The organism is Pseudomonas sp. GM41(2012) (assembly GCF_000282315.2).
Lineage (GTDB): Bacteria > Pseudomonadota > Gammaproteobacteria > Pseudomonadales > Pseudomonadaceae > Aquipseudomonas.
Map to the genome: position 1 here is coordinate 763,901 of NZ_AKJN02000007.1, position 19,481 is coordinate 783,381.

21 protein-coding genes are annotated in these 19,481 nt (G+C 59.1%); 14 read left to right on the forward strand and 7 right to left on the reverse strand.

The features are described 5' to 3' along the window. Positions 1-21 precede the first annotated feature (21 nt). The 11 genes from PMI27_RS11080 (at position 22) to PMI27_RS11030 (ending at position 11,227) form a co-directional block, all read left to right on the forward strand. Positions 22-1,065, forward strand: coding sequence for an ABC transporter substrate-binding protein (locus PMI27_RS11080; protein ID WP_008147214.1), 1,044 nt, complete (start codon positions 22-24; stop codon positions 1,063-1,065). Between the two features lie 213 nt (positions 1,066-1,278). After that, a complete protein-coding gene (locus PMI27_RS11075; protein WP_008147215.1) occupies positions 1,279-2,526 on the forward strand; it encodes an ABC transporter permease in 1,248 nt (415 codons plus the stop codon). Between the two features lie 12 nt (positions 2,527-2,538). Further along, positions 2,539-3,363 (forward strand): ABC transporter permease, encoded by an 825-nt coding sequence (locus PMI27_RS11070; RefSeq protein WP_008147216.1) that lies wholly within the window; start codon positions 2,539-2,541, stop codon positions 3,361-3,363. Positions 3,364-3,585: 222 nt separating this feature from the next. After that, a complete protein-coding gene (locus PMI27_RS11065; RefSeq protein WP_008147217.1) occupies positions 3,586-4,734 on the forward strand; it encodes an iron-containing alcohol dehydrogenase in 1,149 nt (382 codons plus the stop codon). Positions 4,735-4,814: 80 nt separating this feature from the next. Further along, on the forward strand, positions 4,815-5,489 hold the full coding sequence (rpe, locus tag PMI27_RS11060) for a ribulose-phosphate 3-epimerase (protein ID WP_008147218.1): 675 nt from the start codon (positions 4,815-4,817) through the stop codon (positions 5,487-5,489). Further along, positions 5,486-6,304, forward strand: a complete 819-nt coding sequence (locus PMI27_RS11055; protein ID WP_008147220.1) for a phosphoglycolate phosphatase — start codon at positions 5,486-5,488, stop codon at positions 6,302-6,304. The genes rpe and PMI27_RS11055 overlap by 4 nt, the downstream gene beginning before the upstream one ends. Before the next feature lie 71 nt (positions 6,305-6,375). Then, positions 6,376-7,857 carry an anthranilate synthase component I gene (gene trpE, locus PMI27_RS11050; protein ID WP_008147222.1) on the forward strand — a complete coding sequence of 494 codons (1,482 nt, stop codon included), beginning with the start codon at positions 6,376-6,378 and terminating at the stop codon, positions 7,855-7,857. Positions 7,858-7,972: 115 nt separating this feature from the next. Beyond that, on the forward strand, positions 7,973-8,566 hold the full coding sequence (locus PMI27_RS11045) for an aminodeoxychorismate/anthranilate synthase component II (RefSeq protein WP_008147224.1): 594 nt from the start codon (positions 7,973-7,975) through the stop codon (positions 8,564-8,566). Positions 8,567-8,575: 9 nt separating this feature from the next. After that, entirely contained in the window at positions 8,576-9,625 is a 1,050-nt protein-coding gene (gene trpD, locus PMI27_RS11040) for an anthranilate phosphoribosyltransferase (protein ID WP_008147225.1), read from the forward strand. Next, positions 9,622-10,458, forward strand: coding sequence for an indole-3-glycerol phosphate synthase TrpC (gene trpC / locus PMI27_RS11035; protein ID WP_008147227.1), 837 nt, complete (start codon positions 9,622-9,624; stop codon positions 10,456-10,458). The genes trpD and trpC overlap by 4 nt, the downstream gene beginning before the upstream one ends. A gap of 67 nt (positions 10,459-10,525) precedes the next feature. Next, positions 10,526-11,227: a lipoate--protein ligase family protein gene (locus PMI27_RS11030; RefSeq protein ID WP_008147230.1), complete on the forward strand. Its 702-nt coding sequence runs from the start codon at positions 10,526-10,528 to the stop codon at positions 11,225-11,227. Here PMI27_RS11030 and crp read toward each other — a convergent pair. Beyond that, positions 11,224-11,868: a cAMP-activated global transcriptional regulator CRP gene (gene crp, locus PMI27_RS11025; protein ID WP_008147233.1), complete on the reverse strand. Its 645-nt coding sequence runs from the start codon at positions 11,866-11,868 to the stop codon at positions 11,224-11,226. The two genes, PMI27_RS11030 and crp, sit on opposite strands and share 4 nt — an antisense overlap. Positions 11,869-12,099: 231 nt before the next feature. On the opposite strand from crp, the gene PMI27_RS11020 reads away from it, so the two are divergent. Continuing rightward, positions 12,100-12,522: an OsmC family protein gene (locus PMI27_RS11020; RefSeq protein ID WP_007941657.1), complete on the forward strand. Its 423-nt coding sequence runs from the start codon at positions 12,100-12,102 to the stop codon at positions 12,520-12,522. Between the two features lie 237 nt (positions 12,523-12,759). Then, positions 12,760-13,554, forward strand: coding sequence for an adenosylmethionine decarboxylase (gene speD, locus PMI27_RS11015; protein WP_008147235.1), 795 nt, complete (start codon positions 12,760-12,762; stop codon positions 13,552-13,554). A gap of 97 nt (positions 13,555-13,651) precedes the next feature. On the opposite strand, the gene coq7 is transcribed toward speD, so the two are convergent. From coq7 to hemJ, 6 genes are all read right to left on the reverse strand, one after another. Beyond that, positions 13,652-14,299, reverse strand: a complete 648-nt coding sequence (coq7, locus tag PMI27_RS11010) for a 2-polyprenyl-3-methyl-6-methoxy-1,4-benzoquinone monooxygenase (RefSeq protein ID WP_008147238.1) — start codon at positions 14,297-14,299, stop codon at positions 13,652-13,654. A gap of 126 nt (positions 14,300-14,425) precedes the next feature. After that, the gene (locus tag PMI27_RS11005) at positions 14,426-14,764 is read right to left on the reverse strand and encodes a histidine triad nucleotide-binding protein (RefSeq protein WP_008147240.1); all 339 of its coding nucleotides are present in this window, start codon (positions 14,762-14,764) and stop codon (positions 14,426-14,428) included. 82 nt (positions 14,765-14,846) lie between these two features. Continuing rightward, the gene (locus PMI27_RS11000) at positions 14,847-15,635 is read right to left on the reverse strand and encodes an SDR family NAD(P)-dependent oxidoreductase (RefSeq protein WP_033053402.1); all 789 of its coding nucleotides are present in this window, start codon (positions 15,633-15,635) and stop codon (positions 14,847-14,849) included. A gap of 62 nt (positions 15,636-15,697) precedes the next feature. After that, positions 15,698-16,663: a DUF805 domain-containing protein gene (locus PMI27_RS10995; RefSeq protein ID WP_008147245.1), complete on the reverse strand. Its 966-nt coding sequence runs from the start codon at positions 16,661-16,663 to the stop codon at positions 15,698-15,700. An 86-nt stretch (positions 16,664-16,749) separates the two neighbouring features. Then, entirely contained in the window at positions 16,750-17,718 is a 969-nt protein-coding gene (locus tag PMI27_RS10990; RefSeq protein ID WP_008147247.1) for an NAD(P)H-dependent flavin oxidoreductase, read from the reverse strand. A gap of 33 nt (positions 17,719-17,751) precedes the next feature. Beyond that, positions 17,752-18,180 carry a protoporphyrinogen oxidase HemJ gene (hemJ, locus tag PMI27_RS10985; RefSeq protein ID WP_008147249.1) on the reverse strand — a complete coding sequence of 143 codons (429 nt, stop codon included), beginning with the start codon at positions 18,178-18,180 and terminating at the stop codon, positions 17,752-17,754. A 135-nt stretch (positions 18,181-18,315) separates the two neighbouring features. Between hemJ and argC the strand changes: the two genes are divergently transcribed. Then, on the forward strand, positions 18,316-19,350 hold the full coding sequence (argC, locus tag PMI27_RS10980; RefSeq protein ID WP_008147251.1) for an N-acetyl-gamma-glutamyl-phosphate reductase: 1,035 nt from the start codon (positions 18,316-18,318) through the stop codon (positions 19,348-19,350). Positions 19,351-19,481: the final 131 nt, after the last annotated feature.

Sequence of the window (19,481 nt, forward strand, 5' to 3'; positions counted from 1 at the left end):
TGCACGTGGAGAGAACAATAAATGTTGAGATCCCTGAAATTCACCGCTTTGGTCATGGGCATGATCGGCGCGGCACACGCAATGGCGGCGGGCCCGGACCTGACCGTGGTGTCCTTTGGCGGGGCGAACAAGGCGGCGCAGGTCAAAGCCTTCTACGCACCATGGGAAGCGGCAGGTAACGGCAAGATCGTGGCGGGCGAGTACAACGGCGAAATGGCCAAGGTCAAAGCCATGGTCGACACCAAGAGCGTGTCCTGGGACCTGGTAGAAGTTGAATCGCCAGAACTGTCCCGTGGTTGCGACGAAGACATGTTCGAGCAGCTTGATCCGAAGTTGTTCGGCAAGTCCGAAGACTACGTCAAAGGCGCCATCCAGCCATGCGGCGTGGGCTTCTTCGTGTGGTCGACCGTGCTGGCCTACAACGCCGACAAGCTGAAATCTGCACCGACCAGCTGGGTGGATTTCTGGGACACCAAGAAATTCCCGGGCAAACGTGGCCTGCGTAAAGGCGCCAAGTACACCCTGGAATTCGCTCTGATGGCCGACGGCGTTGCGCCGAAAGACGTCTACAAAGTACTGGCCGGCAAGGACGGTCAGGACCGCGCGTTCAAGAAGCTTGATGAGCTCAAACCAAGCATCCAGTGGTGGGAAGCCGGCGCGCAACCGCCGCAGTACCTCGCTTCCGGCGACGTGGTCATGAGCTCGGCCTACAACGGCCGGATCGCTGCCGTGCAAAAAGAAAGCAACCTGAAAGTCGTGTGGAACGGCGGTATCTACGACTTCGACGCCTGGGCCATCCCGAAAGGTCTGGACGCCAAGCGCGCCGAAGCAGCGAAGAAATTCATCGCCTTCTCCGTGGCGCCGCAGCAGCAGAAGACCTACTCGGAAAACATCGCCTACGGCCCGGCCAACGTTCAAGCCGTACCGTTGCTGGCCAAGGATGTCCTCAAAGACATGCCGACCACCCCGGAAAACATCGCCAACCAGGTGCAGATCGACGTCAGCTTCTGGGCTGACAACGGTGAGCAACTGGAACAGCGCTTCAATTCCTGGGCTGCGAAGTAACCAGAGGGCTCGCCCTCCTGTGAGGGCGAGCTTTTGTGGCGAGGGGGCTTGCCCCCGTTGGGTCGCGAAGCGGCCCCAAAACCTGCAATCGCCGTATATCAGGTATACCGAGTGTGATGTTTTACGACTGCTTCGCAGCCGAACGGGGGCAAGCCCCCTCGCCACAAGTTCGCTCCCACATTATCGATTGATCAAAGATTTCCGGAGTACGCCATGGCCACCGCCATTCCCCTGAACGCGGGCACCGACCCCACCTTGAAGCAGCGGCTCAAGCACGCCGAGCGGATCAACCGCTGGAAAGCACAAGCCTTGATCGCGCCGTTGGTGCTGTTTCTGTTGCTGGTGTTCCTGGTGCCCATCGTGGCGCTGCTCTACAAAAGTGTCGGTAACCCGGAAGTGGTCGGCGGCATGCCGCGCACCGTGGCGGCTATCGCCAGTTGGGATGGCCGAGGCCTGCCCGCTGAACCGGTTTACAAGGCGACCAGCGAAGACCTCGCTGAAGCCCGCAAGAATCAGACCTTGGGCGACCTGTCCAAGCGCTTGAACATGGAGTTGGCCGGCTACCGCAGCCTGCTGACCAAAACCGCACGTGCCTTACCGTTCGCCACCGAACCGGCCTCCTATAAAGAAGCGCTGGAAGGTCTCGACGAGCGCTGGGGCGACCCGGCCTACTGGCAAGCCGTGCGCCGCAACACCAGCAGCATCACGCCTTATTACTTGCTGGCGGCGGTCGACCACCGTATCGACGACCTCGGCGAAATCGCCCCGGCCACACCCGATCAGGCGATCTACCTCGACATCTTCGCCCGGACATTCTGGATGGGGCTGATCATCACCGTGATCTGTCTGCTGCTGGCGTATCCGTTGGCCTACCTGTTGGCGAACTTGCCGTCACGGCAAAGCAACCTGCTGATGATTCTGGTGCTGCTGCCGTTCTGGACCTCGATCCTGGTGCGGGTCGCCGCGTGGATCGTGTTGCTGCAATCGGGTGGCTTGATCAACAGCGGCCTGATGGCGATGGGCATCATCGATAAACCGCTGGAGCTAGTGTTCAACCGCACCGGGGTTTACATCTCCATGGTGCACATCCTGCTGCCGTTCATGATTCTGCCGATCTACAGCGTGATGAAAGGCATCTCGCCGACCTACATGCGCGCCGCGATTTCCCTCGGCTGCCACCCGTTCGCCAGTTTCTGGCGGGTGTATTTCCCGCAGACCTATGCCGGTGTCGGCGCCGGTTGCCTGTTGGTGTTCATCCTTGCCATCGGCTACTACATCACCCCGGCCTTGCTGGGCAGTCCGAACGATCAGATGGTCAGTTACTTCGTCGCCTTCTACACCAACACCAGCATCAACTGGGGCATGGCGACCGCACTCGGTGGGCTGCTGCTGTTGGCGACCGTGGTGCTTTATCTGATTTACAGCTGGCTGGTGGGCGCCAGTCGCCTGCGCCTGAGCTAAGGGGAGAACGAAATGCTGAGTCCTTATATGTCGCCCATTGAGCGGGTGTGGTTCTACGGTTTGCGGATTCTCTGCGGCTTGATTTTGTTGTTCCTGATCCTTCCGGTGCTGGTGATCATTCCGCTGTCGTTCAACTCGGGGAGTTTTCTGGTCTATCCGCTGCAAGGCTTCTCTCTGCACTGGTACCAGGACTTCTTTGCTTCGGCGGAATGGATGCGTTCGTTGAAGAACAGCATGATCGTGGCTCCGGCGGCGACCGTGCTGGCGATGATCTTCGGCACGCTGGCAGCGATCGGCCTGACCCGGGGCGATTTCCCGGGCAAACCGCTGGTGATGGCGCTGGTGATTTCGCCGATGGTGGTGCCGGTTGTGATCATTGGTGTGGCCAGTTACCTGACCTTTGCCCCACTGGGATTTGGCAACAGCTATATCTCGCTGATCGTCGTGCACGCCGTCTTGGGTGTGCCGTTTGTGATCATCACGGTGTCGGCGACCTTGCAGGGGTTTAACCAAAACCTGGTGCGTGCTGCTGCGAGCCTGGGTGCTTCGCCGCTGACGGCGTTCCGTCGGGTGACCTTGCCGCTGATTGCGCCTGGCGTGATCTCCGGTGCGCTGTTTGCCTTCGCGACTTCGTTCGATGAAGTGGTGGTGACGCTGTTCCTCGCTGGTCCTGAACAAGCGACATTGCCACGGCAGATGTTCAGCGGTATCCGCGAAAACCTCAGCCCGACCATCGCGGCGGCGGCGACGTTGCTGATTGCCTTCTCGGTGATCCTGCTGCTGACTCTGGAATGGCTGCGCGGCCGTAGCGAAAAACTGCGTACCGCCCAGGTCTGACATTGTCTCTGTAGGAGCTGTCGAGTGAAACGAGGCTGCGATCTTTTGATCTTGTTTCAAAAAAGCAAAATCAAAAGATCACAGCCTCGTTTCACTCGACAGCTCCTACAGGGTTTTGTGTGATTTTCGGGGGCGCGGGTCATTCTTGACCTGAATAGCAGACAAACCCCAATCCCCAGCTACTCTTGTGCCCAGCTCCCCTATCTATAAGAGGCTGCGCACATGAGTCTTTCCTCTTTCAAAATCGCCCACAAACTGATCACCGGCGCCGGTGCCATCGAGCAACTGGCGGCTGAACTGACACGCCTGGACATCGACAACCCGCTGATCGTCACCGATGCCGCACTGGTCAAGTCCGGCACGGTCGAGATCGCGCTGGCGCAGCTGGGCGACCGAACCTACGAAATTTTCGACCGTGTATTGCCTGACCCGGAAATCGCCATCGTCGAAGACTGCATGCGGGTCTACCGCGAGGGCGGGCACGACGGCCTGATCGGTCTCGGCGGCGGCAGTGCCATCGACATCGCTAAAAGTGTCGCGGCCTACGCCGGTTATCACGGGGCGCTGGAGGATCTGTTCGGCATCGATCAGGTGCCGCGCAAAGGCCCGCCGCTGATCGCCATTCCAACCACCGCCGGCACCGGCTCGGAAGTCACCAACGTGGCGATCCTCTCCGACAAGGTCGCGCAGCTGAAAAAAGGCATCGTCAGCGACTATCTATTACCGGACGTGGCGCTGGTCAGCCCGCAAATGACCCTGACCTGTCCGCGCAGTGTCACGGCTGCCAGTGGCGTCGATGCACTGGTGCACGCCATCGAATCTTATCTATCGTTGAACGCCTCACCGATTACCGACGCGCTGGCCATCGGCGCCATCAAGCTCATCGCCAAGGCGCTGCCGAAGGCTTACGCCAATCCATCCAATCTCCAGGCCCGCGAAGACATGGCCACCGCCAGCCTGATGGCCGGCATGGCGTTCGGCAATGCCGGGGTCGGTGCGGTGCACGCGCTGGCGTATCCGTTGGGCGGCCGATTCAACATTGCCCATGGCGTCAGCAACGCCTTGCTGCTGCCGTATGTCATGACCTGGAACAAAATGGCCTGCGTGGAGCGCATGCAGGATATCGCCGAGGCCATGGGGGTGAAGACCGCTCATCTGAGCGCCAACGACGCGGCGGACAAGGCCGTAGAGGCGATGACCGAGTTGTGCGTTGCGGTAGAAATCCCGCCAGGACTGCGCAGCTTCGGCGTTCCAGAAGACGCCATCCCGGCCATGGCCGTGGAAGCGGCGGGAATTGAGCGCCTGATGCGCAACAATCCGCGCAAATTGAGTGCGGTCGATATCGAGAAGATCTACCGAGCGGCTTACTGATCATCGCAGTCACGTCGCGCGCGTCAAAGCATGAGGTATACAATGCGCGCCATCGTGATTTTGCTCAAAAAAGGTGCGTCATGCAGCCCTTCGTAATTGCTCCGTCGATTCTCTCCGCCGACTTCGCCCGCTTGGGTGAAGAAGTGGACAACGTCCTGGCCGCTGGCGCCGACTTCGTGCACTTCGATGTCATGGACAACCACTACGTGCCGAACCTGACCATCGGCCCGATGGTGTGCGCTGCACTGCGCAAGTACGGCGTGACCGCGCCGATCGACGCGCACCTGATGGTCAGCCCGGTGGACCGCATCGTCGGTGACTTCATCGAAGCCGGCGCGACCTACATCACTTTTCACCCGGAAGCCTCGCAGCACGTCGACCGTTCCCTGCAACTGATCCGCGAAGGCGGCTGCAAGTCGGGCCTGGTGTTCAACCCGGCGACCCCGCTGGACGTGCTCAAGTACGTGATGGACAAGGTCGACATGATCCTGCTGATGAGCGTCAACCCGGGCTTCGGCGGGCAGAAGTTCATCCCCGGCACCCTCGACAAGCTGCGTGAAGCGCGGGCGCTGATCGATGCTTCCGGCCGTGACATCCGCCTGGAAATCGACGGCGGCGTCAACGTGAACAACATTCGTGAAATCGCGGCTGCTGGCGCCGACACCTTCGTCGCCGGCTCGGCGATCTTCAATGCGCCGAACTACCAAGAGGTGATTGAAAAGATGCGTTCCGAACTGGCGCTGACCCGCCCATGAGTGGCTTTGAGCAGCTGTTCCCGGGGTCTCTGCCGCGGCTGGTGATGTTCGATCTGGATGGCACGCTGGTCGATTCGGTCCCCGACCTCGCAGCGGCTGTGGATAACATGCTGCTCAAACTCGGGCGAAAACCTGCCGGCATCGAATCGGTGCGTGAGTGGGTTGGCAACGGCGTGCACACGCTGGTACGCCGGGCCTTGGCCAACCATATCGACGCCGAGGGTGTCGATGAGGTCGAAGCCGAGCATGCCCTGGAACTGTTCAACGGTTTTTATGAGGACGGTCACGAGCTGACGGTGGTCTACCCCGGCGTGCGCGACACCCTGAAATGGCTGCACAAGCAGGGTGTCGAGATGGCGCTGATCACCAACAAGCCGGAGCGCTTCGTCGCACCGCTGCTGGACCAGATGAAAATCGGTCGTTATTTCCGCTTGATCATCGGCGGCGACACCCTGCCACAGAAAAAGCCGGACCCGGCAGCGCTGTTTTTCGTGATGAAAATGACCAACATCCCGGCGTCGCAATCCTTGTTCGTCGGCGATTCGCGCAGCGATGTGCTGGCGGCGAAAGCGGCGGGGGTCAAATGCGTGGCGCTCAGTTATGGCTATAACCACGGCCGGCCGATTGCCGAAGAGTCGCCGGCGCTGGTGATTGACGATCTGCGCAAGTTAATTCGCGGTTGCCTGGATCCAGCCGCTGAGATAACGTTGCCCGACGCTGTTCAACCCCCTTCTGGAAACGCCATCGTGGTGGTCACTCGCAAACTCTGGATGAAAGTCATCAAGGCCTTGGCCCGCTGGCGTTGGCGCGCCTGACTTGTTCCTGGCCGGCATACCGGCGCGTTTGCATACCTGACTGTTAGACCCTCAAGCCACGAGGCTACCCCATGATCCGCGAAGAATTCCTGCGTTTGGCCGCTGCCGGCTACAACCGCATCCCGCTTGCCTGCGAAACCCTGGCCGACTTCGACACGCCGCTGTCGATCTACCTGAAACTGGCCGACGAGCCCAACTCCTACCTGCTGGAATCGGTACAGGGCGGGGAGAAGTGGGGGCGTTACTCGATCATCGGTCTGCCGTGCCGCACCGTGCTGCGGGTTCACGACCATCACGTCAGCGTGACCCACGACGGCATCGAGATCGAAAGCCACGAAGCCGAAGATCCGCTGGCCTTCGTCGAAGCATTCAAAGCCCGCTACAACGTGCCGACCATCCCTGGCCTGCCGCGCTTCAATGGCGGTCTGGTGGGTTACTTCGGTTACGACTGCGTGCGCTATGTGGAGAAGCGTCTGGGCAAGTGCCCGAACCCGGATCCGTTGGGCGTGCCGGACATTCTGCTGATGGTTTCCGACGCGGTGGTCGTGTTCGACAACCTCGCCGGCAAGATGCACGCGATTGTCCTGGCCGATCCCTCGCAGGACGATGCTTTCGAACAAGGTCAGGCGCGCCTGGAAGAGCTGCTGGAAAAACTCCGTCAGCCGATTACCCCGCGCCGTGGCCTGGATTTCAGCAAGCAACAGTCTGCTGATCCAGTGTTTCGTTCGAGCTTCACCCAGGACGATTACGAAAAAGCCGTCGACACCATCAAGGAATACATCCTGGCCGGTGACTGCATGCAGGTCGTGCCGTCCCAGCGCATGTCGATCGACTTCAAGGCTGCGCCCATCGATCTGTACCGGGCGCTGCGTTGCTTCAACCCGACGCCATATATGTACTTCTTCAACTTCGGCGACTTCCATGTCGTCGGCAGTTCGCCGGAAGTGCTGGTGCGGGTCGAAGACAACCTGATCACCGTGCGCCCGATCGCCGGCACTCGCCCACGCGGGGCCAACGAAGAGGCGGACCTGGCGCTGGAAAAAGACCTGCTGTCCGACGACAAGGAAATTGCCGAGCACTTGATGCTGATCGACCTGGGTCGTAACGACACCGGTCGGGTCTCGGAAATCGGTTCGGTGAAACTCACTGAAAAAATGGTGATCGAGCGTTATTCCAACGTGATGCACATCGTGTCCAACGTCACCGGTCAATTGAAGGCCGGCCTGACGGCGATGGACGCACTGCGGGCGATTCTGCCGGCGGGCACCTTGTCTGGCGCACCGAAGATTCGCGCGATGGAAATCATCGACGAACTGGAACCGGTCAAGCGTGGAGTCTACGGCGGCGCCGTCGGCTACTTCGCCTGGAACGGCAACATGGACACCGCGATCGCGATCCGCACCGCGGTGATCAAGAACGGCGAACTGCACGTGCAGGCCGGTGGCGGCATCGTTGCCGACTCGGTACCGGCGCTGGAATGGGAAGAAACCCTGAACAAGCGCCGCGCGATGTTCCGTGCGGTGGCCCTGGCTGAACAAACCCCGGCAAGCTGACCGATGGACGTTACCCGTATGACATGTCGCTTTGACTGACAAAGTGCAGGACGCTGCGGGTAAATCATTCGAAGGCTGTATTCAAAGTCAGTAAATTCAAGAGGTTCTTAACGCCATGTTGCTGATGATCGATAACTACGACTCTTTTACTTACAACGTTGTGCAATACCTCGGTGAGCTCGGCTCCCTGGTCAAAGTCGTGCGCAACGATGAGCTCACCATTGCCGAAATCGAAGCCCTCAACCCTGAGCGGATCGTCGTTTCACCCGGCCCTTGCACGCCGAACGAAGCCGGCGTGTCGATTGATGTGATCAAACATTTTGGCGGAAAACTGCCGATTCTCGGCGTGTGCCTGGGCCATCAGTCCATCGGCCAGGCCTTTGGCGGCGATGTGGTGCGCGCCCGCCAGGTCATGCACGGCAAGACCAGCCCGGTGTTCCACGAGGATAAAGGCGTATTTGAAGGCCTGAACCATCCGCTGACAGTCACCCGCTATCATTCACTGATCGTCAAACGCGAAACCCTGCCCGATTGCCTGGAGCTTACCGCCTGGACCCAGCTTGAAGACGGTTCGGTCGACGAGATCATGGGCCTGCGCCACAAGACCTTGAACATCGAGGGCGTCCAGTTTCACCCTGAGTCGATCCTCACCGAACAGGGCCACGAGCTGTTCGCTAATTTCCTCAAACAAACCGGCGGCACGCGCTAAGGACTTTTCATGAATATCAAGACAGCCCTGAGCCGTATCGTCGAACAGCTCGACCTCAGCACCGATGAGATGCGCGATGTCATGCGCGAAATCATGACCGGTCAATGCACGGATGCGCAGATCGGCGCGTTCATGATGGCCATGCGCATGAAGAGTGAAAGCATCGACGAGATCGTCGGCGCCGTGTCGGTCATGCGCGAGCTGGCGGACAAGGTCGAACTCAAGACCCTCGACGGCGTCGTCGACGTGGTCGGTACCGGTGGCGATGGCGCGAACATTTTTAACGTCTCGACCGCTTCCTCGTTCGTGGTCGCGGCGGCCGGTTGCACCGTGGCCAAGCACGGTAACCGTGCGGTTTCGGGCAAAAGCGGCAGCGCCGATTTGCTGGAAGCGGCGGGTATCTACCTGAACCTGACGCCGGTTCAGGTGGCTCGCTGCATCGACAACGTCGGCATCGGTTTCATGTTCGCCCAGACCCATCACAGCGCCATGAAGCACGCCGCCGGCCCGCGCCGGGAGCTGGGCTTGCGCACGCTGTTCAACATGCTCGGCCCGCTTACGAATCCGGCCGGAGTGAAGCATCAGGTGGTGGGCGTGTTCAATCAGGCGTTGTGCCGGCCGCTGGCCGAAGTCTTGCAGCGTATGGGCAGCAAGCACGTGCTGGTGGTGCACTCGAAGGATGGCCTGGACGAGTTCAGTCTGGCGGCGCCAACCTTCGTGGCGGAATTGAAAGATGACCAGATCACCGAGTATTGGGTCGAGCCAGAAGACCTGGGCATGAAAAGCCAGAGCCTGCACGGTCTGGCAGTGGATAGCCCGGTGGCTTCCCTGGAGCTGATTCGCGATGCCTTGGGCAAGCGCAAGACCGAGAACGGTCAGAAAGCCGCGGAAATGATTATGCTCAATGCCGGTGCCGCGCTGTACGCCGCCGACCATGCCAGCAGTTTGAAAGAAGGCGTTGCCCTGGCGCACGATGCGCTGCACACAGGCCTCGCTCGGGAAAAACTGGAGGAGTTGGGTGCATTTACCGCGGTATTCAAAGTGGAGAATGAGGGATGAGTGTACCGACGGTTCTGGAAAACATTCTGGCCCGTAAAGTCCAGGAAGTCGCTGAGCGAAGCGCTCGCGTAAGCCTGGCGGAGCTGGAAAGTCTGGCCAAGGCGGCCGATGCACCCCGTGGTTTTGCCAAGGCATTGTTGGCTCAGGCCAAGCTCAAGCAGCCAGCGGTCATTGCAGAAATCAAAAAAGCTTCACCGAGCAAAGGCGTGATTCGCGAGAACTTCGTTCCCGCCGACATCGCCAAGAGTTACGAGAAGGGCGGCGCGACCTGTCTGTCAGTGCTCACCGATATCGATTACTTCCAGGGCGCCGATGCGTATCTGCAACAGGCGCGGGCGGCGTGCAAACTGCCGGTGATCCGCAAGGACTTCATGATTGATCCGTATCAGATCGTTGAAGCCCGAGCGTTGGGCGCCGACTGCGTGCTGCTGATCGTCTCCGCACTGGATGACGTGAAAATGGCCGAGTTGGCTGCCGTCGCCAAAAGTGTCGGCCTCGATGTGCTGGTGGAAGTTCACGATGGCGACGAGCTGGAGCGGGCCTTGAAAACCCTCGACACTCCGTTGATCGGCGTCAACAACCGCAACCTGCACACCTTCGAAGTCAATCTGGAAACCACCCTCGATCTGTTGCCGCGTATCCCGCGTGATCGCCTGGTGATCACCGAAAGTGGCATTCTCAACCGGGCCGATGTCGAACTGATGGAAATCAGCGACGTGTACGCGTTCCTGGTTGGCGAAGCGTTCATGCGCGCCGAAAGCCCGGGCACCGAGCTGCAGCGTCTGTTCTTTCCTGAGCGTGGTATCGCGGTGAGCGGTTCTACACTCGACTGAACGTGACTTGATGAAGAAGCCGGCGATGCCGGCTTTTTTATACCCAAAACAAAGGATGTCTACTGCCATGACCCAGCCCATCGCCTTGACCGTCGAAGGCGGCCTGCTCGCCGAACAGGATCTGTTGGCCCATGTGTGCACCGGCGATTCGGAGTTTGGCCTGCTGTTCTGGCAACCCAGTGATAAGGCACTGGTCATGCCGCGACGGTTGAATCGTCTGCCTGGGTTCGAGGCCGCGTGCGAAGTGTCGGCTGCGGCAGGTTGGCCGGTGTTGTTGCGTGAAACCGGCGGTGAGCCGGTGCCGCAATCGGCCTCGACGATCAACATTGCACTGGTCTACGCGCCACCGCGTAGCGAGGGTGACCAGAACCGCATCGAAACCGGTTATCGCCGGCTTTGCGATCCGATTTGTCAGTTACTCGATGAACTGGGCGGCGTTTCGTCTTTAGGCGAAATAGAAGGTGCGTTCTGTGATGGGCGATTCAACGTCAACCTTGATGGGCGCAAGATGGTCGGCACGGCTCAACGCTGGCGCCAGAGCAAGGGCGGTACGCGTCCGGTAGGGTTGGTGCACGGTGCTTTGTTGCTCGATAACGAGCGTGAGTCGATGGTTGCGGCGGTTAACCGTTTCAATGAAGCCTGTGGTCTGGAGCAGCGAGTTCGCGCCGAGAGCCACATTGCTCTTCATGAAAAATATGCAGCACCTGATGCGTTGGGGCGACTCGACGCGTTGTACCGCGAATTGCTGGCAGACATGTTCAGGGTTTAGCGCGTACCGAAGACCACCATGGTCTTGCCTTTGACGTCCACCAGGTTGCGTTCTTCCAGGTCCTTGAGTACGCGACCGACCATCTCACGTGAACAACCGACAATCCGCCCGATCTCTTGACGGGTCACCTTGATCTGCATGCCATCGGGATGGGTCATTGCATCTGGCTGCTTGCACAGTTCCAGGAGGCAGCGTGCGACGCGGCCGGTAACGTCGAAGAATGCAAGGTCACCCACTTTGCGGGTGGTGTTGCGCAGGCGCTGTGCGATTTGTCCGCTGAGCACGTAAAGAATGTCTGGATCCTGTTGGGACAGCTCGCGGAATTTCGCGTAGCTGATCTCCGCGACTTCGCATTCGATCTTGGCGCGCACCCAGGCGCTGCGTTCCTGTTCCAGGCCGGCCTGTTCAAACAGGCCCAACTCGCCGAAAAAGTCTCCGGAGTTCAGGTAGGCGATGATCATTTCGCGGCCATCGTCATCCTCGATCAGGATGGTGACCGAACCCTTGATGATGAAGAACAGGGTGTCCGAGCGATCACCGGCACAAATGATATTGCTTTTGGCCGCATAACGACGGCGCTGGCAGTGCATCAATAGCTTGTCGAGGTTCTTGATCTTGGGTGTTGGGGTAATAGCAACCATGGTTGTATCCCGAAAAGACTTCACGGTGTGTTTGATTTTTTTATGAGTCGCTGAGGTTGCTATAAAGCTGGCAATGCGCCAGTGAATTGGCGCCAGCTTAACAGACACTTCCTGCAATATTCGAGAATTTACCTACAGCACATCGGCTTGCGTCGCAGGAAGGCGAGACGTCGTCAATCAAGGCCCCTGTGCTAAGCTGGCGACCCTTTTTTATACAGTGGAGTCTTGGCGATGAAGGCACGCATCCAATGGGCTGGCGAAGCCATGTTCCTCGGTGAATCCGGCAGCGGTCATGTCGTGGTTATGGACGGTCCGCCCGATGCCGGCGGTCGCAACCTGGGTGTCCGGCCGATGGAAATGCTCCTGCTGGGTGTTGGCGGTTGCAGCAATTTCGACGTGGTCAGCATCCTCAAGAAGTCCCGTCAGGCCGTTGAAAGCTGCGAAGCTTTCCTCGAAGCCGAGCGTGCCACCGAAGATCCGAAGGTTTTCACCAAGATTCACATGCACTTCGTGGTCAAGGGTCGCGGCTTGAAAGAAGCCCAGGTCAAGCGCGCCATCGAGCTGTCTGCCGAGAAGTATTGCTCGGCGTCGATCATGCTGGGTGCGGCTGGCGTGGCAATTACCCATGACTACGAGATCATCGAGCTCGGTTGAATCGACATTCAACTATCATAAAGGCAGTGCAGACTGTGGCGATCCCAAGCTGACGTCTGCACAATGCGCCACTTTTTTCAGGGTAGTAGCCCGTCCGCCGACAGTCCGCGCACCCGAACAGATAACCAAAATAGCCATTGTGAAGAGGTGTTAACCGTCCTGCGCAGGTGTGTCGTTCGCATCTGACGGGCATGCTTGATCATGCGGCCGGGCCGCAATACATAGAGAGTCTTAACGGTGAAAAGCAAACTCAAGCTCCACGGGTTCAATAACCTGACAAAGACCTTGAGCTTCAACATCTATGACATCTGCTACGCGCAAACCCCGCAAGACCAACAGGCTTACGTCGAGTACATTAATAAAGAGTACAACGCCAAGCGCCTGACGCAGATCCTCACAGAAGTTGTCGATATCATTGGTGCCAACATCCTGAACATCGCCAGTCAGGACTATGAACCCCAGGGCGCCAGTGTCACGATTCTGATCTCTGAAGAGCCGGTGACGCCTACCGACAGCCAGATCGAAGAGTCCCCGGGCCCGCTGCCTGAAATTATCCTGGCCCACCTCGACAAGAGCCACATCACGGTGCACTCCTACCCGGAAATCCATCCGGACGATGGCATCGCGACATTCCGTGTGGACATTGATGTGTCGACCTGTGGCGTCATTTCACCGCTAAAGGCGCTCAACTTCCTGATCCATCAGTTCGATTCGGACATCGTGACCGTGGATTATCGTGTGCGCGGTTTCACCCGTGATGTGGAAGGCAACAAGCACTTCATCGACCACGAGATCAACTCGATTCAGAACTACCTTTCCGAAGACACTCGGGGCGCGTACCAGATGACCGACGTGAACGTGTACCAGGAAAACCTGTTCCACACCAAAATGCTGCTGAAGAACTTCGAGCTGGATAACTACCTGTTCGGCGACGCCACCAGCAGCCTGTCCGCTGAGCAGCGTGCCCAGGTGACCGAGCGTGTGAAACACGAGATGCTGGAAATCTTCTACGCGCGCAACATGTCGAACTAAGATTTTCGAGTGCCCTTGTAGGAGCAAGGCTTGCCCGCGATGGCGATCTCAAGGACGCAATCGCGGGCAAGCCTTGCTCCTACAAAAGTGTTTGGGGTCAGATCCGGTAAGTACTCTTGGTCATGACCTTGGCCATCAGGCTCATGCCAAACTTCACCGGTGCCGGGAAGCGGAAACCCCCAGCCTCCAGCGCGCTTTCGGCGTGGTGTTCTTCATCAATGCGCATCTGCTCGAGGATCGCCCGGGACTTTTCGTCCTCGGCTGGCAGTTGCTCAAGGTGTTCGTTGAGGTGTTTGCACACTTGATGCTCGGTAGCGGCAACGAAACCCAGGCTGACTTTATCGCTGATCAACCCGGCTACCGCGCCAATCCCGAACGACATGCCATAGAACAGCGGATTGAGAATGCTGGTGTGGCTGCCCAACTGTTTTATGCGTTGTTCGCACCAGACCAGGTGGTCGATTTCTTCTTCGGCGGCATGCTCCATGGCGGCGCGCACTTGCGGCAGCTTGGCGGTCAGGGCCTGACCCTGATACAGCGCCTGGGCACAGACTTCGCCGGTATGGTTGATGCGCATCAGACCGGCGACGTGCCGGGTGTCTTCGTCGCTCATTTGCGCATCCGGCTGCACGATAGCGGGCGAAGGACGGTACGGCTGACCACTGAAGGGCAGCAAGGTACGCATCGCGGCATCGGCTTGTAGCAGAAGGCGGTCAATCGGCGAGTAGTGACGTTGGGTTGTCATGCTGACCTCCGGGAAGAATCTCGGCGGCCAGTTTAACCCAATCGGCCAGGGAAGGTTTGCGCTGAGTCATTGCGACGCAGGTGCTTGTGGGAGCGGGATTGCCCACCCCCACAGGGCTTACTGCAATCAGCCCGGCGGCCAATGCATCTGGCGCTGACCCAATACATGCATATGTATGTGATAGACGGTCTGCCCGCCCAGTGGATTGCAATTCATGACCACGCGAAAGCCCTCTTCGCAACCCAGTTCCAGGGCCAGACGCTGGGCGGTGAACAGAATATGCCCAGCCAATGCCTTGTCGTCCTCGGTCAGGTCGTTAAGCGTGCGCACCGCTTTTTTCGGGATCACCAGAAAATGCACGGGTGCCTGTGGGGCGATGTCGTGGAAGGCCAGTACCTGGTCGTCCTCGTAAATGATCTTTGCCGGGATTTCCCGGTTGATGATTTTGGTGAACAGAGTATCCACAGCTTTTTTCTCCGTTGTTTGGGCTGGCCTGAGTGTAACCATGGGTTATGCCCGAGCCCAGCCTTTTACCTTGAGGGTGCGATCAGCGCGGGCAGTAAGCCTTGTTGACCATGCCGGCGATTGTCCGGGTCAGCCAGCGCGAGCCGAGTCGCGGCAGGAAGGCACGCCAGCGGTTGCGTCGACCTGGAATGATGATGGCGCGATTTTTCTCCAGAGCCCGGACGGTGTAGAGCGCGACTTCCTCGGGGCTCATCAGCATTTTGCTGTCGCTCAGTTTGTCAGCGTCCAATTGCGCGGTGCGGAAAAACGCCGTGCGGGTAGGGCCGGGGCAGAGCACCGAGACCTTGACCGCGCATTTTTTCAGCTCGACGCGCAACCCTTCGGAAAAGTGCAGCACATAAGCCTTGCTGGCGTAATAAGTACTCATCCACGGGCCAGGATGGAACGCCGCCACCGAGGCGACATTCAAAATCTGCCCGCCGCCCTGCAGCGCCATGCTGTTGCCGATCGCGTGACACAAGCGAGTGAGTGCGAGGATGTTCACTTCGATCAGGTCCTGCTCGGTCATCCAGTCCTGAGCCAGAAAAGGGCCGCAGGTGCCGATGCCGGCGCAGTTGACCAGCAAATCGATCTGTCGGTCACCTTCCTCCAGCTCCAGCAGAAAACCGGACAGCCGTAGCGGCTCGCCGAGGTCACAGGCTCGGAACAACACTTCCACGCCAAAACGTTGGGTCAGTTCAATCGCAATACTTTCCAGCTGATCACGCTGACGGGCCACCAGAATCAAGCTGCGGCCGCGCCGGGCCAGCGCTTCGGCCATCGCCAGGCCGATGCCGCTGGAAGCGCCAGTGATCAGAGCGTAACGGGTCATGCATTTCTCCATCGCAACAGCTCCGCGCCGGCGACGCAGGTGTCACGGGCGGGGAGCGCTGTTCATTCTTTCGCAGAGTCTACAGGGGGCTGGGCTTCTTCGGCTGCATCGTCGGCTGAATTTGGCGCGGGCTCTGCTTCCACAGCGGTTTGATCTTCGATCTCTTCGGTGGTCACGGAGTCACTTTCATAGCCGCTCTGGGTGGCGCTTTCGTATTCGCTCTGGAGGGTAGTAAGGCCACCGGTCAGTCCGCCGATGAACAAGATCGCGATAAACACCAGCCACAGTGACGACAGGACCTTGACCGCGGTGCTGTTGGGCGGTGGTGGCGCACCGTATCGATTGGCGGTGTTATTACCCGGCGCAATCATCATTACGAACGGGAAGAAGCTGCCCACGAACGGCACGAGCGTCAGCAGCCAGAGCCAACCAGACCAGCCAATATCATGCAGGCGCTGGACACTGAACTGGATGCTGACGAACGCCAGCGCCACGAAGAGAATAAAGGCCAGCAAGCCACCGAGAATCAGGCCGGCGGTAGTGTCCGCAGTGATAAGGGCCAAGCCGAAAACAGCAAGCACAGCGCCAACACCAAGGGTTACCAGCGTCAGCGACATCGTCCAGGCCAGATAACGCAAACGACCGATCCGACCCTCGAAGCTGAACGGCTTGAGTGTGGAAAACGCAGGCAAGGCTTCGCCAACGGTCGCCCGGGGTGGTGCGTAAGGGGATTCAGGATCTGCCGCGATGGCAGGGGCGTGTTCATGAACGTCAGCCAGGTTCAGTTCGATCGAGGGTTCGGATTCGATCCGGGCATCGATACCGGTTTTGGTCAGCGCCTGGAGATAAGTCTGCGCATCGCCCTGCGACAGGTCGCGTTTGAGCGCAACCGGTTTGCCACTGAACAGCCGCTCGATGGCAGCCACATCGCTTTTGAACAACTCGGCGAGATTGAGCTTGGCGGTGCTGACGTCAACACCTGGCAGCAGAGCGCCGTCGAACACGATCTTGAAACGGTTTTCGCTCATTGCGAGGCATCCTTGTCGCGAATGTTTTAGGGAGTATTGCGGGTTGAGTGTAAAGCCAGCCGGAATGGACTGGCCAAGTTTTCCTGTCAGCGTGGCCAGCGCTTGGGCAGCGCTGCCGCCAGCTCCAGCGCTTTGCGGTACTCGGCATCAAGGCGAGCGACCAATTGATCGACACTCGGCAGGTCATCGATCTCGCCGACACCCTGGCCCGCGGACCAGACGGTTTTCCAGGCTTTGGCTTCATCGCTTACGGGCTTGAGTTTGGAGCCGAAGTCCACCTCGCCCTTGCCTTGCAGCGCAGCCATGTCGAAACCTGCAGCCTCAAGGCTCTGACGCATAAAGCTCGCCGGTACTCCCGACACCGCTGGAGTATGGACGATGTCCGCGGCTCTGGCAGTCAGCAGCATCTCTTTATAGGCGTCAGGCGCATGACTTTCGGTGGTGCCGATAAATCGCGTGCCGAAGTAGGCCAGATCCGCACCGAGCAGTTGTGCCGCGAGAATCTCGTGGCCGTGGTTCAGGCAACCGGCCAGCAGCAGGGTCTTGTCGAAGAATTGGCGGATCTCGGCAATCAGCGAGAACGGGCTCCAGGTTCCGGCGTGTCCGCCGGCGCCCGCTGCCACGGCGATCAAACCATCGACCCCGGCCGCGGCGGCTTTCTCTGCGTGGCGACGAGTCGTCACGTCATGGAACACCAGGCCGCCATAGCTGTGCACTGCATCGACCAGTTCTTTCACTGCGCCGAGACTGGTGATCACAATCGGCACTTTGTGTTCGATGCAGATCGCCAGGTCCGCTTGCAGCCGCGGGTTGCTGTGGTGGACGATCAGATTCACCGCATAAGGCGCCGGATTCTCCAGTGTCGCCAACCCTGCTTCGATCTCTTCCAGCCAGGCCTTGAAGCCGCTGCTCTCGCGCTGGTTCAGCGCAGGAAAGCTGCCCACCACGCCATTACGGCAGCAGGCGAGCACCAGTTGTGGGTTGGAGATCAGGAACATTGGCGCTGCGACCACTGGCAGACGCAAGCGTTGTTCGAGCAGAGCGGGCAGCGACATTGGAAGTACCCCGATGAGTTGTGCTTATTGGCGTTAGAACGGCCGGACGACGACCAGAATTACAATGGCCAGCAATATCAGAACCGGCACTTCATTGAACCAGCGATAAAAGACATGACTGCGGGTGTTCTCGCCACGGGCAAAACGTTTCACCTGGGCGCCGCACATGTGGTGGTAGCCGATGAGGATCACCACCAGCGTCAACTTCGCGTGAATCCAGGCACCTTGACTAAATATGCTGGGGTTCAAGGCGATCAGTGCGATGCCGAAAATCAGGGTGGCGATCATCGCCGGGCCCATGATGCCGCGGTAGAGTTTGCGCTCCATGATGCTGAAACGTTCTTTGCTGACGGTGTCTTCGCTTTGGGCGTGATAAACGAACAGGCGCGGCAGGTAGAACAGCCCGGCAAACCAGCAGACCATGCTGACGATGTGAAGCGCTTTGAGCCACAGATAAAGCATTTTTAGTTATTCCCAGGTTCACGGTAGCGAAGATAGTAGAGGGTAGCGCGCCCGCACGTCACCTTGGCGGTTGTCGCAGAGCCGCGCGGCCCCTATTATCGACGGCTTTCCAGTGGGTTCGTTGAGGGCAGGTTTATGGTCAAGGTCGGTATCGTCGGCGGCACGGGTTACACCGGTGTCGAACTGCTGCGTCTGTTGGCGCAGCATCCGCAAGCAGAAGTGGTCGTCATTACTTCCCGATCCGAGGCCGGTCTGGCCGTGGCTGATATGTATCCGAACCTGCGCGGTCATTACGATGGCCTGGCGTTCAGCGTTCCGGACATCAAGACGCTGGGCGCCTGCGACGTGGTGTTCTTCGCCACGCCTCACGGTGTTGCCCATGCGCTGGCTGGCGAACTGTTGGCGGCCGGGACCAAAGTCATCGACCTGTCGGCGGACTTCCGTCTGCAGGACGCCGATGAGTGGGCCAAGTGGTACGGTCAGCCGCACGGCGCGCCGGAACTGCTGGAAGAGGCGGTTTACGGCTTGCCGGAAGTCAATCGCGAGCAGATCAAGCAGGCTCGTCTGATCGCCGTGCCGGGTTGCTACCCGACTGCTACGCAATTGGGTTTCCTGCCATTGCTTGAAGCAGGTCTGGCCGATACCACCCGTTTGATTGCTGACTGCAAATCCGGCGTCAGTGGTGCCGGTCGTGGCGCGTCTGTAGGTTCGCTGTACTCCGAGACGTCGGAAAGCATGAAGGCTTACGCCGTCAAAGGTCACCGTCACCTGCCGGAAATCCGCCAGGGTCTGCGTCGTGCCGCGGGCAAGGACGTCGGTCTGACGTTCGTTCCGCACCTGACGCCAATGATTCGAGGCATCCACTCGACGCTCTACGCGACCGTCGTGGATCGCTCGGTGGATCTGCAGGCACTGTTTGAAAAGCGTTATGCCAACGAACCGTTCGTCGATGTCATGCCGGCCGGCAGCCATCCGGAAACCCGCAGCGTGCGTGGTGCCAACGTTTGCCGTATTGCGGTGCATCGTCCGCAGGATGGTGATCTGGTGGTGGTGTTGTCGGTGATCGACAACCTGGTCAAAGGTGCGTCGGGTCAGGCGGTGCAGAACATGAACATCCTGTTCGGGCTGGATGAGCGCCTGGGCTTGTCTCACGCTGGCATGTTGCCGTAAGGCTTTAGCCCGCTTAGCAAAAAGGCCCGTCTGACGGGCCTTTTTGCATTCCAGGCTTACGATTGGGTTGATTGATATACCGTAACAATAGTTGACCGATTTTCTAGGAGAAGCGGATAATGCGCGTCATC